The sequence below is a fragment of the Streptomyces sp. NPDC056347 genome, from assembly GCF_042262625.1.
GTDB lineage: Bacteria > Actinomycetota > Actinomycetes > Streptomycetales > Streptomycetaceae > Streptomyces.
The window spans coordinates 1-24,784 of record NZ_JBHJQP010000091.1; the positions used below are offsets into that span (position 1 = coordinate 1).

23 protein-coding genes are annotated in these 24,784 nt (G+C 73.5%); 14 read left to right on the forward strand and 9 right to left on the reverse strand.

Features of this window, described 5'->3' with window-relative positions; translation table 11 throughout:
* Positions 1–37: 37 nt before the first annotated feature.
* The 4 genes from ACFCV8_RS21180 to ACFCV8_RS21195 form a co-directional block, all read right to left on the reverse strand.
* Entirely contained in the window at positions 38–664 is a 627-nt protein-coding gene (locus ACFCV8_RS21180) for a DUF305 domain-containing protein (protein WP_376686965.1), read from the reverse strand.
* A gap of 50 nt (positions 665–714) precedes the next feature.
* On the reverse strand, positions 715–1,359 hold the full coding sequence (locus ACFCV8_RS21185; RefSeq protein ID WP_376686938.1) for a DUF3105 domain-containing protein: 645 nt from the start codon (positions 1,357–1,359) through the stop codon (positions 715–717).
* A 90-nt stretch (positions 1,360–1,449) separates the two neighbouring features.
* Positions 1,450–1,866: a hypothetical protein gene (locus ACFCV8_RS21190; RefSeq protein WP_376686939.1), complete on the reverse strand. Its 417-nt coding sequence runs from the start codon at positions 1,864–1,866 to the stop codon at positions 1,450–1,452.
* 145 nt (positions 1,867–2,011) lie between these two features.
* Entirely contained in the window at positions 2,012–3,529 is a 1,518-nt protein-coding gene (locus ACFCV8_RS21195) for an APC family permease (RefSeq protein ID WP_376686940.1), read from the reverse strand.
* A gap of 232 nt (positions 3,530–3,761) precedes the next feature.
* On the opposite strand from ACFCV8_RS21195, the gene ACFCV8_RS21200 reads away from it, so the two are divergent.
* Both ACFCV8_RS21200 and ACFCV8_RS21205 read left to right on the forward strand, forming a co-directional pair.
* A complete protein-coding gene (locus tag ACFCV8_RS21200; protein WP_376686941.1) occupies positions 3,762–4,493 on the forward strand; it encodes a GntR family transcriptional regulator in 732 nt (243 codons plus the stop codon).
* A 35-nt stretch (positions 4,494–4,528) separates the two neighbouring features.
* On the forward strand, positions 4,529–5,731 hold the full coding sequence (locus tag ACFCV8_RS21205) for an amidohydrolase (protein ID WP_376686942.1): 1,203 nt from the start codon (positions 4,529–4,531) through the stop codon (positions 5,729–5,731).
* Between the two features lie 15 nt (positions 5,732–5,746).
* On the opposite strand, the gene pcaB is transcribed toward ACFCV8_RS21205, so the two are convergent.
* Positions 5,747–7,123, reverse strand: a complete 1,377-nt coding sequence (pcaB, locus tag ACFCV8_RS21210; protein WP_376686943.1) for a 3-carboxy-cis,cis-muconate cycloisomerase — start codon at positions 7,121–7,123, stop codon at positions 5,747–5,749.
* A gap of 138 nt (positions 7,124–7,261) precedes the next feature.
* On the opposite strand from pcaB, the gene ACFCV8_RS21215 reads away from it, so the two are divergent.
* The gene (locus tag ACFCV8_RS21215) at positions 7,262–8,944 is read left to right on the forward strand and encodes an FUSC family protein (protein ID WP_376686944.1); all 1,683 of its coding nucleotides are present in this window, start codon (positions 7,262–7,264) and stop codon (positions 8,942–8,944) included.
* Complete coding sequence (locus ACFCV8_RS21220) at positions 8,941–9,447, forward strand: MarR family winged helix-turn-helix transcriptional regulator (RefSeq protein WP_376686945.1); 507 nt, start codon at positions 8,941–8,943, stop codon at positions 9,445–9,447. Before ACFCV8_RS21215 ends, ACFCV8_RS21220 begins: the two co-directional genes overlap by 4 nt.
* Positions 9,448–9,648: 201 nt before the next feature.
* Here ACFCV8_RS21220 and ACFCV8_RS21225 read toward each other — a convergent pair whose 3' ends face one another.
* Complete coding sequence (locus ACFCV8_RS21225) at positions 9,649–10,527, reverse strand: IclR family transcriptional regulator (protein WP_376686946.1); 879 nt, start codon at positions 10,525–10,527, stop codon at positions 9,649–9,651.
* 420 nt (positions 10,528–10,947) lie between these two features.
* Here ACFCV8_RS21225 and ACFCV8_RS21230 point away from each other — a divergent pair, with 420 nt between their 5' ends.
* From ACFCV8_RS21230 to ACFCV8_RS21255, 6 genes are all read left to right on the forward strand, one after another.
* Complete coding sequence (locus ACFCV8_RS21230; RefSeq protein ID WP_376686947.1) at positions 10,948–12,603, forward strand: ATP-binding protein; 1,656 nt, start codon at positions 10,948–10,950, stop codon at positions 12,601–12,603.
* Positions 12,600–13,007 (forward strand): roadblock/LC7 domain-containing protein, encoded by a 408-nt coding sequence (locus tag ACFCV8_RS21235; protein ID WP_376686948.1) that lies wholly within the window; start codon positions 12,600–12,602, stop codon positions 13,005–13,007. The genes ACFCV8_RS21230 and ACFCV8_RS21235 overlap by 4 nt, the downstream gene beginning before the upstream one ends.
* Positions 13,004–13,375, forward strand: a complete 372-nt coding sequence (locus tag ACFCV8_RS21240) for a DUF742 domain-containing protein (RefSeq protein WP_376686949.1) — start codon at positions 13,004–13,006, stop codon at positions 13,373–13,375. The genes ACFCV8_RS21235 and ACFCV8_RS21240 overlap by 4 nt, the downstream gene beginning before the upstream one ends.
* Positions 13,356–13,970: an ATP/GTP-binding protein gene (locus ACFCV8_RS21245; RefSeq protein ID WP_376686950.1), complete on the forward strand. Its 615-nt coding sequence runs from the start codon at positions 13,356–13,358 to the stop codon at positions 13,968–13,970. Before ACFCV8_RS21240 ends, ACFCV8_RS21245 begins: the two co-directional genes overlap by 20 nt.
* 68 nt (positions 13,971–14,038) lie before the next feature.
* The gene (locus ACFCV8_RS21250; RefSeq protein WP_376686951.1) at positions 14,039–15,616 is read left to right on the forward strand and encodes a cytochrome P450; all 1,578 of its coding nucleotides are present in this window, start codon (positions 14,039–14,041) and stop codon (positions 15,614–15,616) included.
* A gap of 146 nt (positions 15,617–15,762) precedes the next feature.
* Complete coding sequence (locus ACFCV8_RS21255) at positions 15,763–17,109, forward strand: 6-phospho-beta-glucosidase (protein ID WP_376686952.1); 1,347 nt, start codon at positions 15,763–15,765, stop codon at positions 17,107–17,109.
* A gap of 300 nt (positions 17,110–17,409) precedes the next feature.
* Here ACFCV8_RS21255 and ACFCV8_RS21260 read toward each other — a convergent pair whose 3' ends face one another.
* From ACFCV8_RS21260 to ACFCV8_RS21270, 3 genes are all read right to left on the reverse strand, one after another.
* Complete coding sequence (locus ACFCV8_RS21260) at positions 17,410–20,970, reverse strand: DUF4132 domain-containing protein (RefSeq protein WP_376686953.1); 3,561 nt, start codon at positions 20,968–20,970, stop codon at positions 17,410–17,412.
* 145 nt (positions 20,971–21,115) lie between these two features.
* The gene (locus tag ACFCV8_RS21265) at positions 21,116–21,577 is read right to left on the reverse strand and encodes a hypothetical protein (RefSeq protein WP_376686954.1); all 462 of its coding nucleotides are present in this window, start codon (positions 21,575–21,577) and stop codon (positions 21,116–21,118) included.
* Positions 21,571–22,029 (reverse strand): ATP-binding protein, encoded by a 459-nt coding sequence (locus tag ACFCV8_RS21270; RefSeq protein ID WP_376686955.1) that lies wholly within the window; start codon positions 22,027–22,029, stop codon positions 21,571–21,573. The genes ACFCV8_RS21265 and ACFCV8_RS21270 overlap by 7 nt, the downstream gene beginning before the upstream one ends.
* A gap of 207 nt (positions 22,030–22,236) precedes the next feature.
* Between ACFCV8_RS21270 and ACFCV8_RS21275 the strand changes: the two genes are divergently transcribed.
* The 4 genes from ACFCV8_RS21275 (at position 22,237) to ACFCV8_RS21290 (ending at position 24,780) form a co-directional block, all read left to right on the forward strand.
* Complete coding sequence (locus tag ACFCV8_RS21275; RefSeq protein ID WP_376686956.1) at positions 22,237–23,097, forward strand: helix-turn-helix domain-containing protein; 861 nt, start codon at positions 22,237–22,239, stop codon at positions 23,095–23,097.
* The gene (locus ACFCV8_RS21280) at positions 23,097–23,333 is read left to right on the forward strand and encodes a DUF397 domain-containing protein (protein WP_376686957.1); all 237 of its coding nucleotides are present in this window, start codon (positions 23,097–23,099) and stop codon (positions 23,331–23,333) included. The genes ACFCV8_RS21275 and ACFCV8_RS21280 overlap by 1 nt, the downstream gene beginning before the upstream one ends.
* A gap of 132 nt (positions 23,334–23,465) precedes the next feature.
* On the forward strand, positions 23,466–24,275 hold the full coding sequence (locus ACFCV8_RS21285; protein ID WP_376686958.1) for an SAM-dependent methyltransferase: 810 nt from the start codon (positions 23,466–23,468) through the stop codon (positions 24,273–24,275).
* A gap of 55 nt (positions 24,276–24,330) precedes the next feature.
* Complete coding sequence (locus ACFCV8_RS21290) at positions 24,331–24,780, forward strand: YchJ family protein (protein WP_376686959.1); 450 nt, start codon at positions 24,331–24,333, stop codon at positions 24,778–24,780.
* The last annotated feature ends 4 nt before the right edge of the window (positions 24,781–24,784 follow it).

Genomic DNA, 24,784 nt, shown 5'->3' on the forward strand with positions numbered 1-24,784 from the left:
GTCCCGGCGGGGACGGGGGCTTCGGCACAGGGGGCGCTCAGGACTTCGCGCCGCGCTCCTTCAGCATGTCGGCCATCAGCGCGATCTCGGACTCCTGGCCCCGCACCATGCCCGCCGCCAGGCCGCGGATGGCTTCGGTGTCCGCCGAGTTGGCGGCAGCCTGGGCCATCTCCGCCCCGGCCCGGTGGTGCGTGGTCATGAGCTTCAGGTACATCACCTCGGCGGCCCTGCCCTTCGCCGCGCGCAGCGCGTCGAGTTCGGTGTCGGTCGCCATGCCGGGCATCAGCGAACCGTCGCCCCGCGGTTCGAAGGTGTGCCCCATCCACCGCATCGGCGGGGCGCTGGACGACTTCGCCCTGCCCCACAGTTCCAGCCAGCCGAGCATCATGCCGCGCTGGTTGGCCTGTGTGTTGATGATGTCGTACGCGAGCCGCCGCACCGCCTCGTCGGAGGTGCGGTCCCGGACGATGAACGACATCTCGACCGCCTGCTGGTGGTGGATCGACATGTCGCGGGCGAACCCGACATCGACCGAACTGTCCGCGGGGGAGGCCGCGGCCGAAGGCGCGGGGGTGCCGGAGCCGGCGGGCGACGACGGCCGTACGAGCATGAGCACGACCAGGCCCAGGGCCAGCAGCAGCACCGCGCCACCGGCCAGCATCATCGGTCGCGAGGAACGGGACGGCCCCGGGGCCGCGGCGGGGGAGCCGGTCGTCACTGGGCGATCCCTCCGGTGCAGGCCGCGCCGGGCTCGGGGGTCTGCGGGCCCTGCACGTACTTGGTGAAGAACTGCTCGACCCGCGAGTCGGCGGAGTCCTTCACCGTCACCTGCTTGCCCCAGGCGCTGAGCATCAGCGGTTCGGCCTGGTCCTCGACCGGGCTCATCAGCGAGTAGGGCGTCGACTCGACGCGCTCGCGGAGCTTGTCCAGGTCGGCCTTCTTCGCCTTGCTGCTGTACGTGACCCAGACCGCGCCGTGTTCGAGGGAGTGGACCGCGTTCTCCTTCGGTATCGCCTTGCTGTAGACGTCGGCGTCGCAGTTCATCCAGACCGGGTTGTGATCGCCGCCGACCGGCGGGTTCATCGGGTAGTCGACCTTCTTCTCGACATGGTTCTGGGTGAGCTTGTCCCAGGTCCGCTCGCCCGTCACCGGCGAGGACTTGGCCTGGGCCCCGGCCTTGTCCTTGTCGTCGGCGGCGGACATCAGATACGCGGCGCCCGCGGCGAGCGCGCCGACCACGGCGACGGACGCGGTGATGGTGATGATGCGGTTGCGCCGTTCGCGGGCCCGCTCCTTGCGGCGGGCCTCCTCCAGCTTCGCGCGGCGGGCGGCGGAGTTCTGCTGCTTGGCGTTGGCCATGGGGGTCCTCGGGTTCGACGGAGAAAAGGGAGAAGAGAAACAGGGCATGCGTGATCCGTCCCCGGTGGTCCCGGGGAACGGGGCCTGTTTCTAGATCCGTTGAACCTGCAGGCGGAACCGGTCGACGTCGTGCGCGGCGTCGTTGGACGGGCCGCGGATCGCGGCCGCGCCGGTGAGCGGGGCGGCCGGGGCGACCACGCAGGGCAGGGCCGCCGGCGCGCTCTGGGCGGGCAGGACGACCGGCGTGGCGTGTTCGGAGCTGCCGTGGCAGGAGCTGCCCGCGCCCCGGTCGTCGGGGGCGTCGGCCACCACGACCCGGACCGGCTCCGCGCGCACGGGCGTGAGGGTTTGGTCGGCGGTCGTCCCGTGGGCGGTGCGGCCGTGCGAGGCCGGGACCGCGACCGAACAGCACGAGACCATGGCGAGCAGCACGAACACCCAGCCGAGCACGGCCGAGGCGCAGGTGCCCCGGGCGCGTCGTCGGGTGCGCTCGTCCAGCTCTTCCATCCCGCCATCCTACTGGTGTGTGAAGTTTCAATGAGAGGTGGTCGCGGCGGTCGGGCGGGCTCCGTCCCTACGGTCGCCCGGCCGCCGCTCCGGGGGCCGTTCGTCCGGGTCGTGCCGGGCTGACCCGGACGAAGGACCCGGGGGTTCAGTCCCGCTCGACGTCCACCTCGGTGAGCCGCCCGTACCGCTCCGGGTCGGTGCGGCGGATGCGCAGCGCCACCAGCGCACCGGCCACCAGTACGACCGGCAGCGGCACCAGCAGTGCCGCGTTGACCGCGCCGGTGCGCCCGGTCAGCAGGTCGAAGTGGAGCACCGCGAGCACCGACAGCACCGCCAGCCCCACGGAGGCGATCAGGGGAGCGGCCCCGACCCGCCAGAGCGACATGCCCTGCCGGTCACGCCGGAAGAAGAAGCAGACGGCGAGCGCGGCCAGCGCCTGCATGATCATGATGCCGAGGACGCCGGTGCTGTTGGTCCACAGGAAGATCTCGCCGTACGGATCGGCACCGATCAGCGCCCCGCCCCCGATGATCAACAGCCCGAAGGCGCTCTGGACGACGACGGCGGCCGCCGGCGATCCCTGCCGGGCCGACACCCGGCCCAGCCGGCGGGGCAGCAGACCCTCGCGGCCCAGGGCGTAGAGGTAGCGGGCCGCCGCGTTGTGGAAGGCGAGGGTCGCGGCGAAGGCGCTGACCACGATCAGCACATGCATCGAGTCGGCCAGCCAGGGGCCGACGAACCGCTCCGCGACGCGGAACGTCAGCTGCGGGCCGTCCGAGGACCGGGCCGCCGACACCGACTCCTGGGTGCCGAACCCGCCCATCAGGATCCAGACCCCGACCGCGTAGAAGAGCGCGAGGAACCCGATGGCGACGAAGGTGGCGCGGGGCACCGTGCGGGCCGGGTCGCGGGCCTCCTCCGCGTAGATCGCGGTCGCCTCGAAGCCGGTGAACGCGCCGATGACCAGGACGAACATCCCCGCCATGCCCCCCGAGGAGGTCAGTACCGACGGGTCGAACGAGGTGAGGTCGAACGCCGCCGTCCCGCGGTCCGCCAGCACCCCGATGTCCATGATCACCAGCACCAGGACCTCCAGCACCAGGGCCACCCCCAGCACCTTCGCGCTGAGCGTGACCCGCAGCCAGCCCAGCACCCCGGTGCCCAGCACGCACAGGAGTGACAGCGGCCACCACGGCAGTTCCGCGCCGGTGAGGTCGCTCAGGGTGGTCGAGGCGAAGTAGCCGAACCCGGCCGCGACACCGGGGGCGACCAGGTTGTACGAGAGCGTCGCCAGGTAGGCGGTGGCGACCCCGAGCGTGCGGCCGAGCCCCCGGGCCACGTACGCGTAGAAGGCGCCGGCGTTGCGTACGTAGCGGCTCATCGCGGTGAATCCGGCGGCGAACAGCACCAGCAGCGCGCCGGAGAGCAGATAGCCGAGCGGGGTGCCCGGTCCGCCGATGCCGATGGCGAACGGCGCGACACCGGCCAGCACCGTCAGCGGAGCGGCCGCCGCGACCACGAAGAAGACCAGGTCGAAGGTGCCGATCCGCCCCTTGGCGAGGCGCCCGGCCGCCGCGTCGTCCGGTGTGGCGGCCGGTGGGGGAGCGGAGGCGGCAGGGGCTGCGGGGGTGGGCGGCGGGGCGGCCGCAGAAGCTTGCTTCATGGGTGGTTCCTCAGGTGCAAACGGGCGACCAGATGCCGAAGATGAGACCTGCTTCAGGCGTGGGTCAACAGAAAGGGCCAGTTCAGAGCGGCCCGACGGGGCGCGGCGCTCAAGCTATCTGGTATACCGAATACCAGGCAAGGGGGTGCGGAAGCTTTTCGGAATCTGCGATGATCGCGGCACGGGAGCCGGAAGGGACCGGCTCCGACGGGCAGGATCAGGAAGCGAGTCCATGAGCAGCAGCCGAACCGTCGGCCCCGCCGTGACCGGCACGATCGGTGCGGCCCACCAGTCGCTCGGCGACCAGGTCTACGGGGAACTGCGCGAGCGGATCATCGACGGCCGCTACCCCTCCGGGCACCGCGTCGTCGAACGGGAGCTCGCCGACGAGCTGGGGGTCTCCCGTATCCCCGTGCGGGAGGCCATCCAGCGGCTGGAGACCGAGGGGTTCATCACCGCCCGGGCGCGCAGGGGCGCGTTCGTCGCCCCGCTCGGCCCCGCCGAGGCCGCGGACTTCTTCGACATCCGCGAACGCCTGGAAGCGCTCGCGGCCGCACTGGCCGCCCGCCGCGCCGACCGGGACGGGCTGCGCACCCTGCGACGCCTCCTGGACCGGGCCCGCCGCGTCGCGGACTCCCCGCGCCGCACCCACGAGCTGGGATCGGTCCACGCCGACTTCCACCAGCAGATCGTCCTCCTGTCCGGCAACCCGCTGCTCCAGGGCCTGATGGCACCGCTCGACGGGCGGCTGCGGCGGCTCTTCGGCCTCACCTCCGAGCCGGGCGACGGGCCCGTGATGTGCGGTGAGCACGAACGGCTCTACGAGGCGATCAGGAGCGGCGACGCGGACGCCGCGGAGCGGATCGCCCGCAGCCACGTTGCCGGGACGCGCGAGACCGCGCTGCGGATGCTCGCCGCGGCCGAGTCCGCCGAATCCGCCGAGCCCGCAGCCACCCGCCCCTGACCGGAACGCCCACCACCGAAGGAGACCCCGTACCCATGGCGACGCCCGCCCCCGCATCCCCGCACGTCCTGTTCACCACCGTCCGCCGTGCCGACGGGAGCACCGGCGACCTGCTGGTCTCCGACGGCAGGATCGCCGCCCACGACCCGGCCGGGCTGCCCGAGGGCTGCGTGAGCGTGGACGCCGCCGGAGCCCTCGCCCTGCCCTCGCCGGTCGACGCGCACATCCACCCCGACAAGTCGACCTGGGGCGGGCCCTGGCTCAGCCGGGAGCCCGCGGCGACCCTCCGCGACCTGATCGACGGCGACGTACGGGCCAGGGCCGCCGTCACCGCGCCGGTGGAGGAGCGGGTCGGGGCGCTCATGGACCGGGCCATCGCGCACGGCACCCGCGCCATGCGGGCCCATGTGGACGTCGCCCCCGTCCATGGCCTGACCGGGGTGCACGGGGTGCGGGCGGCGGCCGACGCCCGCCGGGACCTCCTGGACGTCCAGATCGTCGCCTTCCCGCAGCTGGGCCTGTTGAGCGAACCCGGCACCGCCGAGCTGATGGGGCAGGCGCTGACCGAGGGGGCCGACGTGGTCGGCGGCCTCGACCCGGTCGGCATCGACGGGGACCTGGACGGCCAGCTGGACTTCGTCTTCGGCCTCGCCGCCCGCACCGGCGCCCCGATCGACATCCATCTGCACGACGGCGGCCCCGAGGGCATCGGCCAGGTCACCGAGATCGCCCGGCGCACCCTCGCCGCCGGGATGGAGGGCCGGGTCACCATCGGCCACGCCTTCGCCGTGGCCGAGCTGGCCGGCGCGGAACTGGACGCCGTGGCCCGGCTGCTGGCCGGGGCGGGGGTGTCCCTGGTCACCTGCGCCCTCGGCGCGGACCCGGTCCTGGACCCCGCGCGGCTCGCCCCGCTCGGGGTGCGGCTCGGTGTCGGCTCGGACGGGGTGCGCGACGCCTGGACGCCGTTCGGCGACGGCGACATGATCGCGCGGGCCCATCTCCTCGCCTACCGCACGGACGCCCGCACCGACGCCGAGCTCGCCGCCTGCTACGAGGCGGTGGCCCAGGAGGGCGCGGCTCTCCTCGGGCTGGACGCCTCCCGGCTGGAGCCCGGGGACCCGGCGGACTTCGTCCTGGTGGCCGCCGGCTCGGTGGCCGAGGCCGTGGTGGACCGCCCGGTGCCGTCCCTGGTGGTGCGGGGCGGCCGGATCATCGCCCGCGACGGCCGGCTGCTCTGAGCCGGTACGGGGCCCTCACCCCCGGTCGAGCGCGCGGTCGGTGAGGGGGCCCGCGCAACCGGTGTAGCGGGCCGGGTCGGTGAGGTCGCGCAGATCGAGCCCGGCGAGCCCGGGCTCCTCGTCGAGCACGTCGGCGAGGATGTCGGACAGGTCCGTGGTCTCCGCGCGGGCCCGGTCGGCGGCGTTCACCAGAACCTCCTCGGCACGTCTGCGGCCGATCCGTTCGGAGAACACCGCGGCCAGCCGCTCCGCCACGATCTGCCCGCCGGTGAGCTGGAGGTTCTCCCGCATGGCGTAGGGGGCGACGCGTAGCCCGCCGAGGAGTGCGGCGGCATGCCACGCGGCGCCGCCGACCAGCCGCAGCAGTTCGCGCAGCGGCTCCCACTCGGCGTGCCAGGCCCCGGCCGCCCGCTCGTCCTCCGCGGCGAGCGAACCGTACAGCGTCGCCGCCAGGCCCGGGGCGCGGCGGGCGGCCGCCGCGATCAGCGTGGCCCGCACCGGATGTCCGCGGTGCGCCATGGTGGACGGGCCGTCGTCCCGTCCCTCGGCGACCTCGCCGGTCTCGGTGCGGGAGAGGCTGAGCACGTCGGCGGCCGTCTTGCCGAGCGCGCCCGCCGTGAAGGCGAGCGCCCCCGCCAGGTCGGCGACCGGGGTGCGCAGGCTGTGCCACGGCAGCAACGGTTCGGCGAGACCGAGTTCATTGGCGTACGCCTGGAGCAGGGGCAGCCCCGGATCGATCCCGTCCAGGTCCTCGGTCGGCGCGTACGCGGCGAAGGCCGCCAGGGTGCCCGCCGCGCCGCCGAGCTGGGCGGGGAGGGATTCCCGTACGGCCAGCAGCCGGTCGTGCGCGTCGAGGACCAGCGAACGCCACCCCGCGGCCTTGAGCCCGAAGGTGGTCGGCACGGCCTGCTGGGTGAGGGTGCGGCCCGCCATCGGGGTGTCGCGGTGCGCGGCGGCCAGCCGGGCCGCCGCCTCCGCGGCCCGCGCCAGGTCGTCGAGGACCGGGGCCAGGGTCCGGGCGGCGACGAGCATGGCGGCCGTGTCGAGGATGTCCTGGCTGCTCGCTCCCCGGTGCACGTACGGCCGGGCCTCCGGCGCCACCGCGGCCGCGAGGCTCCGGGCCAGCGGGACGACCGGATCGCCGCCCGCACGTGCGGCGAGCGCCAGATCCCGTACGTCGAAACGGGCCGCGTCGGCCGCCGCGGTCACCGCCCGTCCCGCCTCGGCCGGAGCCAGCCCGCAGACGGCCTGGGCGCGGGTGAGCGCCGCCTCGGCGTCGAGCATCGCCTGGAGGAAGGCGCGGTCGCCGGTGGCGGCCTCGGCGGGGGAGCCCGCCCGGCCGGGGGCGAGCAGCCCGACGTCGCTCTCGGCGGCCGGGTCGGTGGGCTGCATGCGGGATTCCTCCGTGGCTGCGTGGACGCACCGGTGCCGGCACCGCCCGGTCGCGCATACCGCACGCTAGGGCCTCGCGCGGCGGGCGGCCATCCGGAAGATATGTTTTACAGGTGTAATACCTGCTAAGGTATGTGAGTGAGTGATACAACTACCCGGTCCCGGCAGCCCTCCGTCCGCAGACTCCCGCTGGTCGCCCCGCTGCGTCTCGCCCGGCCCTCGGACATGTGGTTCAAACCGGCACTGAGCGTGGTCGTCGCCACCGCCGTACCGGACCTGCTGCTGTACGCCGTCGACCGGCTCGACCTCGTGATGTACACGATGGCCGGATCGCTCTGCGCCCTGTACGGCCACAGCCTGCCCTACGCCCGTCGTGCCCGGGCCGTCGCCGGAGTCGTCCTCGGCATGGTCCTCGGCATGGCGGTCGCGCTGGTCGCGGCCTCCCTCACCGGCTCGGCCACCGTGCTGATCGCGGTGGGGGCTCTGCTCGCGGCGGCGCAGAAGACGCTCTGCGACGCCACCCGGATCGGCCCGCCCGGACCGGTGATCTTCACCTTCGTCACCTCCGCCGCGCTCTTCGCCCCCCAGCACCTCGGCCAGGTGCCCGGCCATCTCGCGCTGACCCTCGCCGGAGGCGCGATCGCCTGGCTGGTCACGGCCGGCCCGGCGCTGCTGCGCCGGGAGGGCCCGGAGCGCCGCGCCACCGCCCGCGCCCTCGACGCCGCCGCGGCCCACCTCGCCCACCCCGGCCCCCGCACCCGGCACGCGGCGGCCGCCGCCGTGCACGCGGCCTGGCAGACCCTCCTCGACACCGGCCGTGCCACCCCCGCGCGCCGCGCCCTCGAACGCCTGGTCCTCCACGCCGAGGCGGCCCTCGCCGCAGGCACCGCCCCGACGGCCGACCCCGACACCCCGGAGCAGCTCCGCGCCTGGGCCCGGGAGACCCGCGCCCGCGGCCCGGTCCCTGTCCCCGGCACGCCCGAGGAACGCTCCGGCATCGACGCCGAACGGGCCGCCCGCCGTGCCGCCGGCCGACGTGAGGCACGCCGGGCCCTGCTGCGCGGGCTCGCCCCGGGCTCCCCGCTGCTGCCCGTCGCGGCCCGCGCGCTCCTCGGCTGCGCCCTGGCCGGATACGCCTCCCAGGCCGTCGGGGTCGGCCGCCCCTACTGGGCGATCGTCACCGCGGCGTCCCTGTTCCAGGCGAACGTGACGCTGTCCTGGAACCGGGCCGTCCAGCGCACCCTCGGCAATCTGCTGGGCGTCCTCGTCTTCGCCGCCGTCCTCCCGCTCAGCCGTCTCACCCCGCTCGCCCTCATCGGCCTCTGCCTGTTCTTCGGCTTCATGGCCGAGGCGCTGATCACCCGCAACTACTGGCTCGGCTCCATCGCGGTCACGCCCATGGCCCTGCTGGTCCTGGAGTTCGCCGGCACCCACCCGGCCGGAGAGCTCATCGGGGACCGGGTCCTGGACACCGTCATCGGCGCGGCGGCGGGCCTGCTCGCCACCATGCTGGTCACCAACCGCCGGGCCGCCGGGCGCCTGGAGCGGGCCCTGGAGGCCACCGCCCGGGCGCGCGCCCAGGCCGTGCACGCGCTGGCCGCCCCGCAGACCCGCCCCGAGGCGCTCGACGCGGCCCGCCGCGGACTGACCGGATCGCTCGTCGAACTGCGCGAGGCCGACGACACCGCGGCGGGCGAATGGTGGCAGCGCCCCCTGCCCCAGGAGCAGGTGCGCGCCGCCGAGCAGGCCGGACACCGTACGCTCGCCGCGACAGCAACACGTCGGGCGTCGATCGCCCGCGCGGAGAACGGAGCGGTGTGACCGACGACATCGTCGCCTCGGTGGTACGGCAGTGGCAGGCCGTCAACCCGGAGCTGGACACCGGACCGATGGAACTCATCGGCCGCATCAACCGCTGCGCGGCCCTGCTCCAGCAGGCGGAGGACGCCCCGCTGCGCGCCGCCGGCCTGACCCGCGCCGAGTTCGACCTGCTCGGCGCCGTACGCCGCACCGACCGCGAACTCACCCCCGGCGAACTGGCCAGGGAGACCTTCTCGTCCGGGGCCGCCGTCACCAAACGCCTGCGGGTCCTCCAGGAGCGCGGCCTGCTCGACCGCCGCGGCGACGACCGGGACCGCCGCGTCAACCACGTCCGCCTCACCGAGGAGGGGCGCGAGCTGGTGGACATGCTGCTGCCCCGGCAGCTCGCGTACGAACGCACGGTGCTGTCCGGCCTCGACGAGCAGTCCCGCACCCGGCTCAGTGCCCAGCTCAGCGAGCTGCTCGTACAGCTGGAGGGGCGCATCGGCGGCGCCCGGCGGTGAACGCGGGGCGGGCCGGCCGGTAGGGGCACGGAGGACGCCGCGCGGGCGGCGCGCCGCCACCGTCCGCGGCGCAGGGTCAGGTGGCGCGCGGGCCGCGCGGCGGGCCCCGGACCGAACCCCTGCACGCGGCCGGGACACTCGCCCGGTTCGCTGCCCGGGCGGGCGCGCACGCCGTCGGACTCCGGGCGTGCGCAGGCTCGGTCAGGCCTCGTCCAACAGCGCGGCGGACACGGCGAGTTCCCCGGCGAGGCGGGCGAGGGCCGGGGCGTCGCCGCGGTCGGCGGGCACCGAGGCCATCAGGGCGAGCCGGTCGCGCCAGCTCGCCCCGGCCAGCGGCACCGCCACGGTGTTCAGGCCCGTGACCGCCTCCCCGCGGCCGACCGCGTAGCCCCGGGCCCGGATCGCGGCGAGCTCGGCGAGGAGCGAGGTGCGCGAGCCCACGGCGGCCGGGGCCGCCGCGGGCAGCACCTCGCCCGGATAGAGGGCGCGGATCTGCTCCGGCGTCATCCGGGCCAGCAGCATCTTGCCGCCCGCCGTGGCATGCGCCGGGTGCGTACCGCCCACCTGCGGGGCCACTCGCACCGGATGCGGGGACTCGCGGCCGTCGGTGACCACGATCCGGTCGCCGAGCAGCGCCGTGGCCTGCACCGTCTCGCCGGTGCGCCGCAGCGCGTCCGCGAGGACCGCCGCCACGCGCTCGCGGACCGGTGCGCCGAAGCCGGCCGGGCGGCCGATCCGTACCAGCTCCGGGCCCGCCGAGTAGCCGCGGCCGGACAGGTCCCGGACCGCGAAGCCGCGCCCCTCCAGGGTGCTGAGTACCCGGTGCGCGGTGGACCGGCCCACGGCCAGCAGCGCGGCCGCCTCGGAGACGGTGAGCGCGTCATGGGCGAGGAAGAGCCGCATCAGCCGCAGCCCGGTGTCCAGGGACTCGATGGTGTAACCCCGGTTCGCCCCCGCGGTGTCCGCGCCCGCGTCCCTTTCCCCGCGGCTCGCGGCGCCGTGCGCGGTGTACGGGCCTTCGCCGGAGGCCGTCCCGCTGGTCGGTTCGCGGCCCGTGGCGTCCACCCCGGCATGCGTCATGAAGATGCTCCTTTCGAGTCGGTTCGCTCGCATGTGCCCATGTCCCGCTCTGCGGGACGCCAAGGCGTGCGTGCGTGGGAGTTTTGACGCACAGTCACCGATCCCGGGATGTCACAGAAGTGCGACCGCGGCGCTCGAACTGCCGGATTCCGTCCCGCTCTCCGGTGCGGGCGCCTTGGAATCCCGCCATGCGAGGCCGAAAGTAACGGCCTGTGTGCGAGTGAAAGCTATGCGTGCAAAACCTGGTGAGTGTATTACCGCTGGAGCGCTCGCGCAGAGGGTTGGGTGAATATGCCGAAGCACTGATTCGATCTGACTAAGCTCACGCGGAGTGAAGTCGAGTTGATATGAATTCGAGCGCTTGTTCCCGACTGTCCTGCAAGCGCGCTTACCTCCCGAATCAACCGCCAGAGGTCTTAGATGGTCCGTGTTGAATCACCGCCGAGCCGCCGGGGCATCCCGGTCGCCCGTGCCGTGCTCCTGCCCGTGCTCCTGATGGGCGGTGCCACCGCCGCCGCGGCGGCACTGGTTTCCGGGGCCGTTCGCATACCGGTCGTCCTGAGCGGCGCGGTCGCCACCGTCCTGGTCGTCGCGCTGAGCGTCCAACTCGCCCGCCGGGCCCGCGACCTGCGCGTCCAGCGCACGACGTACGAACGGCGCTTCGCCGATCTGGAACGGCGCATCGCCACCCACGACGACGAGACCGTACGCATCAGCAAGGAGCTGCTGCCCGCCGCCATCCACCGGCTGCGTGTGGGCAATTCGCCCGAAGAGGTGCTCCGCGACGTCGTCGACGCGGACGAGGCGTACCGCGAACTCCCCGACGCGCAGCGCAGCCTCGTCTACACGGTGCTGACGATCATCGACAACGAAGAGGCGATGCGCGACTCCGCGCAGCGCGCCTTCGTCAACGTCGCCCGGCGCGTCCAGGCGATCGTCCACCGCCAGGCGAGCGAGCTGCGCGAGATGGAGGAGCACCACGGGCGCAACCCCGACGTCTTCGACGACCTGCTCCGCATCGACCACGGCACCGCGCTGATCGGGCGTCTGGCCGACTCCATCGCGGTGCTCGGCGGTGCCCGGCCCAGCCGCCAGTGGCCCAAGCCCGTACCGCTGTTCAGCGTGCTGCGCGGCGCCATGTCGCGGATCCTGGAGTACCCCCGCGTCGATCTGCACTCGATCGCCAAGGTCGCCATCGTCGGCACCGCCGTCGAGCCGCTCATCCACGCCTGCGCCGAACTCCTCGACAACGCCACCCGCTACTCGCCCCCGCAGACCCGGGTCCACGTCACCGCCGTCGAGGTGCAGACCGGCATCGCCATCGAGATCGAGGACGGCGGCGTCTCGCTCAGCGAGGAGGCCCGCTCGCGGGCCGAGAACATGCTCGCCAGGGCCCAGGCCGGTTCCAACATGAACGACCTCGGTGAGTCCCCCCGGCTCGGCATGGCCGTGGTCGGCCGCCTCGCCCGGATGTACGACCTCCAGGTCTCGCTGCGGCAATCCGCGTACGGCGGTGTCCGCGCCGTGCTCATCGTGCCCCGCGCCATGATCACCACCGGGCCCGCTCCCGGCATCGCGCACGGCATCGGCGCCACGTCGAGGCCCAACAGCGACATCGACCAGGAGGCGATGAAGCACGTGGTGCCGGCCCGCCGCAAGCCCCGGACTCCCGTGGCCCAGCGGCCCGCCACCGGGCCGGTCGCCCCCGTCACCCGGCCCGCCGCTCCCGCGGCCGCCCTGGAGGACGACGTCCCCGTGGTGACCGAGTGGACGGCGGGCGGGCTGCCGCAGCGCCGCAGCCGCGGGCGGGCGCCGCTGGGCTCGCACAACCTCCCGGCCCAGGCCGTCGACCCCACCGCAGGCCGGCGCAACGGCCATGCCAACGGATACGGCCCCGGCGGCTCCGGTGGCTCCGGGGGCCCTGGCGGCCCCGGCGGGCCGGGCGGCCCCGGCGGCAAGGAACAGCCGCCCGGCCTCTGGCTGGAGGCCTTCACCAATGCGGTCAACGGCGTACCGCAGGACCCCAAGACCGACGAAGACTCTGACGATGCGTGGGACAAGGGAGACCGGAAGTGATCCAGCAGCGGGGAAACATGGACTGGATGCTCAAGGAACTGGCCGAGGACGTACCGGACATCCACCAGATCGTGGTGCTCTCCGCCGACGGCCTGCGCATCGCCCAGCACGGCGGTGACCCCGACGTCGCCGACCGCCTCGCGGCGGCCTGCGCCGGACTGCAGAGCCTGGCCGCCGCCGTCGCCTCCGAGATCCCGTACAGCGACGGGATCATGCGACTGGTCGTCATCGAGGTCACCGGCGGCTTCTTCTACCTGATGGCCGCGGGCACCGGCGCGTACCTCGCGGTCCTGGCCGGTGAGACGGTCGACGCGGGGCTCGTCGGCTCACGGATGCGGGACATGGTCGTCAGGATCGGGGCCCATCTGACGAGTCCGCCCCGCCACGGCGGGCAGACGGGATGAGTCACCCCCGACGAGAACGCCGAAAGGCCGATCCGGCGCTGAGCGATCCGGAACGGCTGTACGTGATCACCGGCGATCCGGACGGCAGTGAGCGGGCCCACCTCGACCTGGTCACGATGATCGTGGCGCAGGCGCTGCCGTCACCGACGGTCCAGCCCGAGCAGGCCGTGATCCTGCGGCTCTGCCAGGCGCCGTTATCCGTCGCCGAGCTCTCGGCCTACCTCGGGCTGCCCTTCAGCGTGGTGACCTCGCTGCTCACCGAACTCCTCAGTGCCGAACTCATCGAATCGCGCGCACCCATCGTCCGCGCCACCCTCCCGGACAGGTCCCTTCTCGAAGCGGTGATGCATGGACTTCAGAAGCTCTGACACGATCACCGGCCCCCGGAACGAGGACGTCCTTCCCACCACGGCGACAGCCGCGGTGAAGGTCGTGATCGTCGGCGGGTTCGGGGTCGGCAAGACGACCATGGTCGGATCCGTCAGCGAGATCCGGCCACTGACCACCGAAGAAACCATGACCCAGGCCGGTGTCGGCGTGGACGACAACTACGGCGTGGAGAACAAGACCGCTACCACCGTGGCCATGGACTTCGGCCGGATCTCCATCAGCGAGGAGCTGATCCTCTATCTGTTCGGCACCCCGGGCCAGGAGCGGTTCTGGTTCCTGTGGAACGGCCTGTTCGAGGGTGCCCTCGGCGCGGTGGTCCTCATCGACACCCGGCGGCTCGAAGTCAGCTTCGACGTCATCGGCAGGCTGGAGGAGCGCGGCGTGCCGTTCGTCGTCGCCGTCAACACCTTCCCCGGCGCCCCGAAGCACCCCGTCGAAGCGTTGCGGAGCGCCCTCGACCTCCCCGAGGAGGTCCCGATGGTCGACTGCGACGCCCGGCTGCGCGGCTCCAGTCGCGATGTGCTGATGACCCTGATGCGCTATCTGCACAGTCTGGCTCTCCCACTGGCCTGACCGAAGTGCCACCCCCCGCGCGCATCCCCGCCCCTCCGGTTCCCGGAAACCTGATCCCTGGAGCGATCGTGACAACCCCTTTCCCATACGAGCCCGGAGCGGCCCAGGGGCCGGTCCCGCCCCCCGAGTGCCCGGCCCACGGCCTGGGCATCGGACCCGGCGGACTGCGCCGGCTCTACGGCCCGGAGGCCGAGCGGGACCCGCACGGGCTCTACGACAAGCTGCGCGCCGAGCACGGCAGCGTGGCCCCTGTGCTGCTGCACGGGGACGTGCCCGCCTGGCTGGTCCTCGGACACAGCGAGAACCTGCACATGACCCGTACCCCCTCGCAGTTCTCCCGCGACTCGCGTCGCTGGCGGGCCCTCCAGGACGGCAGCGTCGCCCCCGACCACCCGCTGGCCCCGATCTTCACCTGGCAGCCGGTGTGCGTGTTCGCCGACGGCGCCGCGCACGAACGCCTGCGCGGCGCGGTCACCGACAGCATGGGCCGGATCGACACCCGCGGCGTCCGCCGCCACGTCAACCGCTACAGCAACCGGCTCGTCAACGACTTCTGCCAGCAGGGCCGCGTCGACCTGGTCTCCCAGTTCGCCGAACGGCTGCCGATGATGGTGATGTGCGCGATCATCGGCATGCCCGAGGAGTACAACGACCGGATGGTCCAGGCCGCCCGCGACATGACCCGCGGCACGGCCACCGCCGTCGCCAGCAACGCCTACGTGCTCGACGCGCTGACCCGGCTCGTCCAGCGCCGCCGCCGCGAGCCCTCGGACGACTTCGCCACCTGGCTCGTCGAGCACCACGCCGGGATGAACGACCAGGAGGTCAGTGAGCACCTCCGGCTCATCCTGATCGCCGCGTACGAGGCCACCGCCAACCTGATCGCCAATGTGCTGCGGATAGTGCTCACCGACCCGCGCTTCCGGGCCCGGCTCAGCGGCGGGCACATGACGGTGCCCGAGGCGGTCGAGCAGACCCTGTGGGACGAGCCGCCGTTCACCTCGGTCTTCGGCCGCTGGGCGGTCGGCGACACCGAACTCGGCGGCCAGCAGATCAAGGCCGGTGACGCCCTGATCGTCGGCATCGCACCGGCCAACATGGACCCCGAGGTCCGGCCCGACCTGAGCGCCGACATGGCGGGCAACCGCGCCCACCTCGCGTTCAGCGGCGGCCCCCACGAATGCCCCGGGCAGGACATCGGACGGGCCATCGCGGACGTCGGCGTCGACGCCCTGCTGATGCGCCTGCCCGACCTCGAACTGGCCGTCGAGGAGAGCGAGCTGAGCTGGGTCGGCAACCTCATGGGGCGGCACCTGGTGGAGCTCCCGGCGGACTTCGCCGCCCGCCCGCCGCAGGACGACAAGGAACCGCCGTCCATGGGCCGGCCCAACCCGCAGCGCACGGACTGGGAGGTGCAGTCCGCCGTGCGGAACACCACCCCGGCCCCCGGCCGCGCCCCCGTCCCGCCCGTCGCCCCCGCGGCCGCAGGGGCGACGGAGACGGCCACGGCGACGACCACCACCGTCGAACCGGGCGGGAACACGGCCTTCGGTCCCTCCACGGTCGGACACATCCCGCAGCAGCGCGGCGCGTCCGGCCCGGCGAAGCTGTGGCGGGCCGTCTCGCGCTGGTGGGGCGGCAGCTGACCCGCGAGCACCCGCCCGCCATGCGGTACGACGAACGCCGCCCGGCCCGGCACCCGCGGACCCACCGGTCCACGGGCGCCGGGTCGGCGGCGGTTCGAAGACCGAGTCAGCGCCGCCCGTCGCCGTTCCCCGTACCATGCGGAAGCGTGAAGCTGACAATTCTGGGCGGCGGCGGATTCCGGGTTCCACTCGTCTACGGGGCGCTGCTCGCCGACCGGGCCGAAGGCCGCGTATCGGCGGTCACCCTCCACGACACCGACCGGGACCGGCTCACCGCCGTGGCCCGGGTCCTGGCCGAACAGGCGGCCGGGGTGCCGGACGCGCCCGCCGTCACCGCCACCACCGAACTCGACGAAGCGCTGCGCGGCGCCGACTTCGTCTTCTCCGCGATCCGGGTCGGCGGCCTCGAAGGCCGGGCCGCCGACGAGCGGGTCGCACTCGACGAGGGGGTGCTCGGCCAGGAGACGGTCGGCGCGGGCGGCATCGCGTACGGGCTGCGCACGGTGCCCGTCGCCGTCGACCTGGCGCGGCGCATCGCCCGGATCGCCCCCGACGCCTGGGTCATCAACTTCACCAACCCGGCGGGCCTGGTCACCGAGGCCATGTCCCGCCATCTGGGCGACCGGGTCATCGGCATCTGCGACTCGCCGGTGGGCCTCGGCCGCCGTATCGCCCGGGTGCTGGGCGCCGACCCCGACCGGGCCCGGATCGACTACGTGGGGCTCAACCACCTGGGCTGGGTGCGGGGCCTGTACGTCGACGGCCGGGACGAGCTGCCCAGGCTGCTCGCCGATCCGGAACTCCTCGAATCCTTCGAGGAGGGGCGGCTCTTCGGCGCCGACTGGCTGCGCTCGCTGGGCGCCGTCCCCAACGAATACCTGCACTACTACTACTTCAACCGGGAGGCGGTGCGCGCCTACCAGGACGCCGAGCAGACCCGCGGCGCCTTCCTCCGCGAACAGCAGGAAGGCTTCTACGCCCGGGTGAAGGACCCCGAAACCCCCGCCCTCGCCGCCTGGGACCGCACCCGCGCCGAACGCGAGGCCACCTACATGTCGGAGAACCGGGAGGTCGCCGGGGCCGGCGAGCGGGAGGAGAGCGACCTGGAGTCCGGCGGCTACGAACAGGTGGCGCTCGCCCTCATGCGGGCGGTCGCCCGCAATGAACGGACCTCGCTCATCCTCAACGTCCGCAACCGCACCACGCTCCGGGTGCTCGACGAGGACGCCGTGATCGAGGTGCCCTGCCTGGTCGACGCCAACGGCGCCCGCCCCGTCGCCGTCGATCCGCTGCCGTACCACGCCGTCGGACTCGTCACCGCGGTGAAGGCGGTCGAACGCGCGGTGCTGGAAGCGGCGGAGAGCGGCTCGCGCGCCGCCGCCGTGAAGGCCTTCGCGCTGCATCCGCTGGTCGACTCGGTCACCGTGGCCGGGCGGCTCCTCGACGGCTACACCAAGGTCCACCCCGGCCTCGGATATCTCGGCCGGCCCTGAGGCCTTCGCCACGCGGCCCGGGGAAGCCGCCTCCCGAGGAGCGCGTCCCGCTGCCGCCGCCGGAGGCGGCCCCGGGCCCGGAGCCTCCCGCCGGAAAGGTTTCCGCGGGTGGCGACAGGACCAACCTGGCGTCGGACCCGAACGTCACCCCGGCCCGGCCCGGCCCGGGCCGGCCCGGGCCGAGCAGACGCCGACGCCGGACGCCGGACGCCGCCCGAGCGATGCCCGTCGCGCGGACCACGTGCTACCGGATCGGTCGCGGCTTCGGCCGGGGGATCCGCGACCACCGCCGGCCGGCGGTCACGGTGCGACGCCCTCGGTGAGTCCGGCCAGGTCGGTGAGGAGCTCGGACACGGCCACCGGGTCCAGCCCGGCGAAGCGGTGCGCGTGCTCGCGGACCCGCCAGTGGTCGCCGGGCCGGTCGTCGAGCCGGACCGCGTCCAGCGTCTGCTCGGGGAACATGTCCACCACTCCGGCCGCGATGCCGGGGTTCAGCGCGATCACCAGATGGCAGTCGTCGGAGAGCTGCTTGGAAATCCAGCACTCCACCCCGGCGTCCTGCGGCACCCCGCGCCGCCAGCCGCGCCGCTCCAGCCCGAGCACCCTCCCGACCGGCACCTTCAGCCCCTCGAACCGGGCGAGGCGGAACGCGTCGGACTCCGCCCCGGACAGGGTGAACACCGTGCGCCCGAGCTGCGGGAAGGGCTGAAGGATCCCGTGGCCGGCGAACACCTCGGACCAGGCGGTCAGCTCCTCGCCGAGGTGCAGCGGATGCGGGAGGCGCACCGTCGCGTCGTCCGGCAGCACGAAGACACCGCCCTCGGCATCCGCGAACGTGCGGTCCTGCCCCACCCGGAACGTGGTGGGCGCGGCGCCCTCCGGCGTGCCGAGCCACACCAGCCTGCGCACCAGGTGCCACAGCAGCGGGTGACCGACGAACAGCTCCCGGAACTCCTGAGCCGTCCAGGAACGCCCGCCCACCATCGCGGCCTCCAGCCGCCGCACCTGGTCCGAGGCGACCGTACGGACGTCCTTCTTGAGCGCCATGAACCGTTTGCGCTCGGCGGGGGCGAGCTCGGCGTCGTCCCGGGTGCCCGGCTTCGGGAGGTCCTTGCGGCGCTTGCCGTCACCGTCCAGCACGTACGGCCGCAGCTGCTCGTCGAAACCGACCCTGAACGAGCGGGTGCCGTAGTCGACCACGGTCGAGCCGCTGCCGTCCAGGCCGAAATCCGGGACCAGGCGGTCGGAGAGCTGTTCCCCGGTCAGCCCCAGCCCCGCGGCGACCTCCGCGATCTTCTCCTGGGCCCGCACCTTGAGGGCCTTGAACTTTACCCGCTGCGAGATGCCGTGCAGATGCAGCAGCGCCACGTCGCTGCCGATGGACGCCAGCACGTCGAGGCCCTCGACGGCCCGGTGGTGCGCCCCGTCGCCGGGCCAGGCCCGGACGATCGGAGTGAGCCGGCGGACCGTCTCGTCGTCACCCAGCAGGCCCAGCGCGTGCAGCGCCCACGATTCCTTGGCGGGCATGTTCGCCAGCCGCCACTGCTCGAACAGGGCCCAGGCGAACTCGGCGAGCGAGGCGGCGGTGGCCGTCCCGGTCAGCGCGGTGACGCCCGGGTACACCTCGCCGGGCTTCGAGAGCGCCAGCGCCATCAGGGCGTGCGGCACCGCGGCCGTCGGCAGCGCTCCGCCGGACCGGACCACGATCTGCGGCAGCACCGCCGGGTTCGCCCAGCCGGGCAGCACCGGCATCCTGGCCGGCAGCGCCCGCTCCAGCGGGTCCACGCAGAGCAGCTCCTCCACCGCGGTCGCCGCCTGCGCGCCGTACGTCCGGGCGGCCCCGCGCACCACGTCGTCGCCGTGCACCGAGGCGATCAGGGCCAGCGCCTGTTCGGCGGCCCGCCGCGCGGCGCCGGCCTTGCCCACGGCATCCGGCACCAGCAGCGGGGCGGCCGCGACACCGTGCCGGGCGAACCAGGAACGGGCGGTCGTCGCCGTGGACTTGAGCCGGACCGCCCAGTCCGCCATGTGCCGGGCCACGTGCACATCGACGAAGGGCAGGAGCAGCGGTGCGAGGCTGCCGGGCTGCCGGGGCACGGCGCGCACCAGCAGGGGCAGCGCGGCCGGGCCGAACCGGGCGGCGATCGGTCTGAGGGTGTCCTCGCCCTCCCACAGATCGGTGGGGTCCCAGACCGCGAGCAGCGGGGCGACCGTCTCCTCGGGGCCGTGGACGAACGCCCAGGCGGGCCGCAGCCCTTCCTCGGACGGGCCGTTGCGCACGGCGTCGAGTGTCTCCGCCAGGTCGCCGCGCCTGCCGGTGTACCAGGTGGAGGCGGCCGCCCAGGATTCCTGCTCCCCGGGCAGCCATGCCACGGTGGGTTCGGACACCGTGGTCAGGCCGGCCACGACCGTGGGCTTCCCGGCGGTGCGGGGCCGGGACCACGGCGGCGCCGTCAGCAGGGTCGGCAGGGCGTCCAGCGGTGCGTCGGGGATCAGGTCCACCGGGTTCAGCAGCGGCTCGACGACCTCCACGATCTCGGGTGCGAGGCCGCCGAGCGCCGCCGACACCACCTCGCGTTCGGCACCGACATGGATCTTCAGCAGCTGCAGGGAACGGGAGGCCGAGGCCGCCCGCCCGCCCGCCTCGGTGGCCAGCAGGCGTACCGCGCGCACCGGATAGCGGCGCATGGCTTCGAGGAGCGCGGGGCGCACGTGCTTGGAGTCCGCGTGGGCCAGCAGCCCGCGGAAGGCGTTGTCGGTGGGCAGTTCCGCCAGGGCCTCGGCGGCGAGCTTCATGCTGTCCGCGTAGTAGTGATTGCCGTCGAGCGCCTCGGTCAGCGGCCCGGCGACGGCCGTGCCGATCCCCTCGGCGACCGTGGCGACCGTCTCGAGACCGAGAGTGAGGTCGGGCCGGTAGGGGAGCAGCGCCAGCTGGTCCGCCGAGTGGAGCGAGCTGAACACCATCGAGCGCAGGGTGCGGTCCTGCTCCGCGTGGACCCCGGGGTCCGTACAGAGTTCGTCCACCCACGCGGTCTCGCTCGGCGCCAGGTAGGAGACGACGATCTTGCGCACGGTGTCGGTGCGGCACGGGGCGAGTGCCTCGACCGCGGCCCGGTAGACGTCCTCGTCCGCCACGGCGAGCAGTGCACGGACCTGGTCGATGGGGGTGCGGTGGTGCCAGGCCCAGTAGGCCGGGCGCGGCCCGGGGAGGGCCCGCAGCCGGGGTTCGGTGCGACTGCGTCCGCTCTGGCGCCAGTCGGCGTCGACCGAGAACACCTCGGTCGCCGCCCGTGCGGCGAACGGCAGACCGTACCGGTCGGTCCAGTACCCCGCCCAGCCCGAGCCGTTGAGGATCGCGGTCAGCGCGGCCGCGCCGAGCGGTGAGGGGCTGCCGTCGAGGTGGGCCCGCAGCGCTTCGGCCAACGGGGCGTCCGAGCGGGGCGAGTCGATGAACCCCTGGATCCAGGCGGCCTCGTCCGTGATCCTCGCCCCGAGCAGGTCGAGCGCCTCCGGCCGATGCTCGGCCGGTGCTCGGCGGACCCCGCCGCGCCTCGGGTGGAGCGCCCGCTGCCAGGCGGTGGGCAGGACGAAGGTGTCCTCGTCGAGGAGAGCGGCGGGGCGGTCGGCGGCAGCGGGAGTCGGGGCGGTGGCCGGGGACCCGACCTCGCGGTACCCCTTCTTCTCCTTCTCGGCGATCGTCCTGGCGATCTGCGCCGCGGCGGCCTCGGGGGAGGCGTACTCCTTGGACCGGGTACGTCCGTCGCTGCCGCACCGCCCGTACCGGACCGTCACCACGGCGCCCTCGGCGCCGGTCTCCCAGAACTTCGAGGCACTGCCCTCGACACACTCCCAGCGGCGCACGACCCCGCCCCCTTCCACCCGCGGCCCGCTCCGCCGCGGGCTTTTCGATCAGTCGTGCCACAGTAGAACGACCCACTGACAACGCAGCGTGACCGGGGCGTCGGGCGGTCGAAGTGGCCGGTCGACCCGTGACGCGCCGGCCGGGTCAGGGGGCGGAAATGGCGCGCGAGCCACCGGACGGCGACTGCGAGGGCGCCCCCGACGGGGCCCAAGACGGAGTCACACCCATCACCTGACACACCATCAGGAACAAGGGGATCGGCGGCGTGTACGGCGTACGGCCGTCCGGACGGTGGACCAGCCGGGGCCGGGCAGCGGGGACGAAGGCCCCCTTCGCGTAGGCCGTCTGCGGGGGCCAGCCGAGGTCGAGGTCGGATCCGGCGGGCACGATCCACCACCAGTGCTCGTCCTCCGCGAAGACGCAGCCCGCACGCGGCAGATGGGCCAGCAGCCGGAAGCCGTACCGGGCGGGCACCCCCACCGCGTCGCAGCCCAGCTCGGCCGAGAGCGAGGGCGGCACCGGCAGCCTGACGGTCCTGGGCGGCCTCGGTTCGGGCACCCGCCGCCCGGCGAGCAGATGGAGATGGGACATCGCGTTCTTCAGCACGGAAGCCCCGAGCCGTGCGCCAGCTCCGCCCAGACGATGCGGCCCGAGCCGTTCCCCGCGTCGCGCGAACCCCAGGCGGTGCACAGCGTGTCGACGAGCAGCAGACCGCGCCCGTGCTCGTCGTCGGAGGCGTGGCGCAGCCGCGGCCCGCCCGGCTGGTGCCCCTGGTCCTGCACGGCTATCCGCAGCCGTCTGTCCAGGCGGCGCAGCTCGCACACGACCCGGGTGCTCAGGGTGTGCACCACCGCGTTGGTGACCAGCTCCGAAACGACCAGGATCGCCGAGTCGTGGGCATCGGCGCCGACCCGCCACTGATCGAGCCGGGCCCGGGTCAGTCTGCGCGCACCGGCCACCGACTCGGGGTGCGCGGGCAGGGCGAAGCAGTACCGGAGCGCCTCCGTCCCGGGACAGAGATCCATGAGCCGGGGGATGAGCGCACTGCCAGGTGCCACAACCGATTCCTCACAGTGGGGGCTGTATCACGCTCCGCTTCCTCACATGAATGAGGGCGGGCGTGACTTCGTGAACGGGTTCACTCACCAACTCTCCCCCTGTCGTGAACACTTGGCAAGGGGCACTCTGAAATTTTCAGAGTGGCTGTGTTCTGGTCGGTCCGCGCATGGCACACTGCTCGCTAACAGCGCATGGGGAGGTCTGAAGTGAGCGAACCGCGGTCCGCCCCGACCGTGGGCCAGGTCGTTCTCGGCAAGCGCCTGCAGGATCTGCGGCAGCGCGTCGGCCTGAGCCGCGACCAGGCCGCCAAGGTGCTCAGGGTCGCGCCCGCGACCATCCGCAGGATGGAGACCGCCGAGGTCGCGCTCAAGATCCCCTACGTGCAGGTGCTGCTGAAGGCGTACGGGGTGTCGGAGGACGAGTCCGACGCCTTCGTCGAGCTCGCCGAGGAGGCCAACAAGCCGGGCTGGTGGCAGCGGTTCCACGACGTGCTGCCCGACTGGTTCAGCATGTACGTCAGCCTGGAGGGGGCCGCGAGCCTCCTGCGCATGTACGAGCCGCACTTCGTCCCCGGGCTCCTCCAGACCGAGGACTACGCACGCTCGGTGATGCGCACCGGCGCCGTGGGCCAGACCAGGCCCGAGGACATCGAGCGCCACGTGGCGCTGCGGATGGAACGCCAGTCGCTGCTCACCCGCCCGGACGCGCCGAAGCTGTGGGTGGTCATGGACGAGACGGTGCTGCGCCGGCCCGTCGGCAGCGTCGACGCGATGCGCGCGCAGATCGACCGGCTGCTCGAAGCGACCGAGATGCCGCATGTGACGCTGCAGATCGCGGAGTTCTCGACGGGGCACCACCCGGGCACCTACGGGCCGTTCGTCCTCTTCCGCTTCGCCGTCCCCGAACTGCCCGACATGGTTTACAGCGAGTACCTGACTGGCGCCGTCTACTTCGACGCGCGCCCCGAGGTGGCCTCCTACCTCGAAGTCATGGACCGCATGGCGGCCCAGGCCGCGACTGCACAACGCACGAAGGGAATCCTCCGGGATTTCCGCAAGGAGCTGTGATGGATCCCATATACAACGGCATGCCTGCCGCCGAACTCGGCACCGAGGGCTGGCACAAGCCGTGGAGCGGAGGAAACGGGGGCAACTGCGTCGAGGCGATGAAGCTGTCCGACGGCAGGATCGCCGTACGCCAGTCCGCGGACCCCGACGGGCCCGCCCTGATCTACACCCCCCGGGAGATCGCGGCCTTCATCCAGGGTGCCAAGTCCGGTCAGGCGGACTTCCTGCTGACCTGAGCCGAGGACGGGCCGCGGACCAGCCGTGAATCTCCTGTCCGGGCCGGCCTTCTTGCCCGAAACCGCAGCGGCGCGGCCGCATCGGTCGCAGACTCTTGTTGTTCGCCGACCTATGCACCCATGGAGCGCGCTATGACCGGGCACGACCCCCGAGGCATCGAGATCGACACCACCAAGCCCCACCCGGCCCGGATGTACGACTGGTTCCTCGGCGGCAAGGACAACTACCCGGTCGACGAGGAGATGGCCCGCCAGCTGCTCGCCCTCGACGCGCGGGGACGGGACATGGCCCGGGTGAACCGGGCCTTCATGCACCGGGCCACCCGGTGGCTCGCCGAGCAGGGCATCCGCCAGTTCCTCGACATCGGCACGGGCATACCGACCGAGCCGAACCTCCACCAGATCGCCCAGGGCCATGCCCCGGACGCGCGCATCGTCTACTGCGACAACGACCCCATCGTCCTCGCCCACGCGGCGGCCCTGCTGCGCTCCACCCCGCAGGGCGCCACCGAGTACATCCAGGCCGACGCCCGCAGGCCGGAGACCATCCTCGAAGCGGCGGGGAAGGTCCTCGACTTCGACCGGCCGATCGCCCTGTCGCTGCTGGCCCTGCTCCACTTCGTGGACGACGAGGACGGCGCCGCCGAGCTCGTCGACAGCCTGGTCGAGCGGCTGCCCTCCGGGAGCTACCTGGTGCTCTCGCACACCACCGGGGACTTCGATCCCGAGCGTGCGGCGGAGGCGTCCGCGATGTACCGGTCCCGGGGGATGACGCTGCGGCTGCGCTCGCGCGCCGAGATCCACGAGTTCTTCCACGGCCTCGACCTCGTCGATCCCGGGCTCTCCCTCTCGGCGGACTGGCACCCCGAGCTCGGCGAGGCCGTCGACGTCCCCGGCGACGAGCCGATCCCCGGCTACGCGGGCGTGGCCCGCAAGCCCTGACCGCGGTCGCACCCCGGGGCTCCGGACGGGTCGGTGCGCGGGCCACAATGGACGCATGTCACGACGCACCACACGACCCGGCCGGAGCGCCGCCGCCGCGGCGCGGCCCTCCGCGCTCACCGCGCAGTCCCCGTGCCCGTGCGGCCTGCCCGCCACGTACGCGCAGTGCTGCGGACGCATGCACTCCGGGGCGCTCGCCGCGCCGACCTGCGAGTCGCTGATGCGCTCCCGGTACGCGGCCTTCGTGGCCCGTGACGAGGCGTACCTGCTGCGCAGCTGGCACCCCGACAGCCGGCCGCCCGGCATCGACTTCGACCCCGGGACGCGCTGGGTGCGCCTGGAGGTGCTGGAGACGACCGACGGCAGTCCGTTCCACACCACCGGCACCGTCACCTTCCGGGCGCACTTCACCGACCGGGGGCAACCGGGCACCCTGCACGAGAAGAGCCGCTTCGTCCGCCACGGTGGAGCCTGGGTGTACGTGGACGGGGAGTTCGTCGACTGATTCG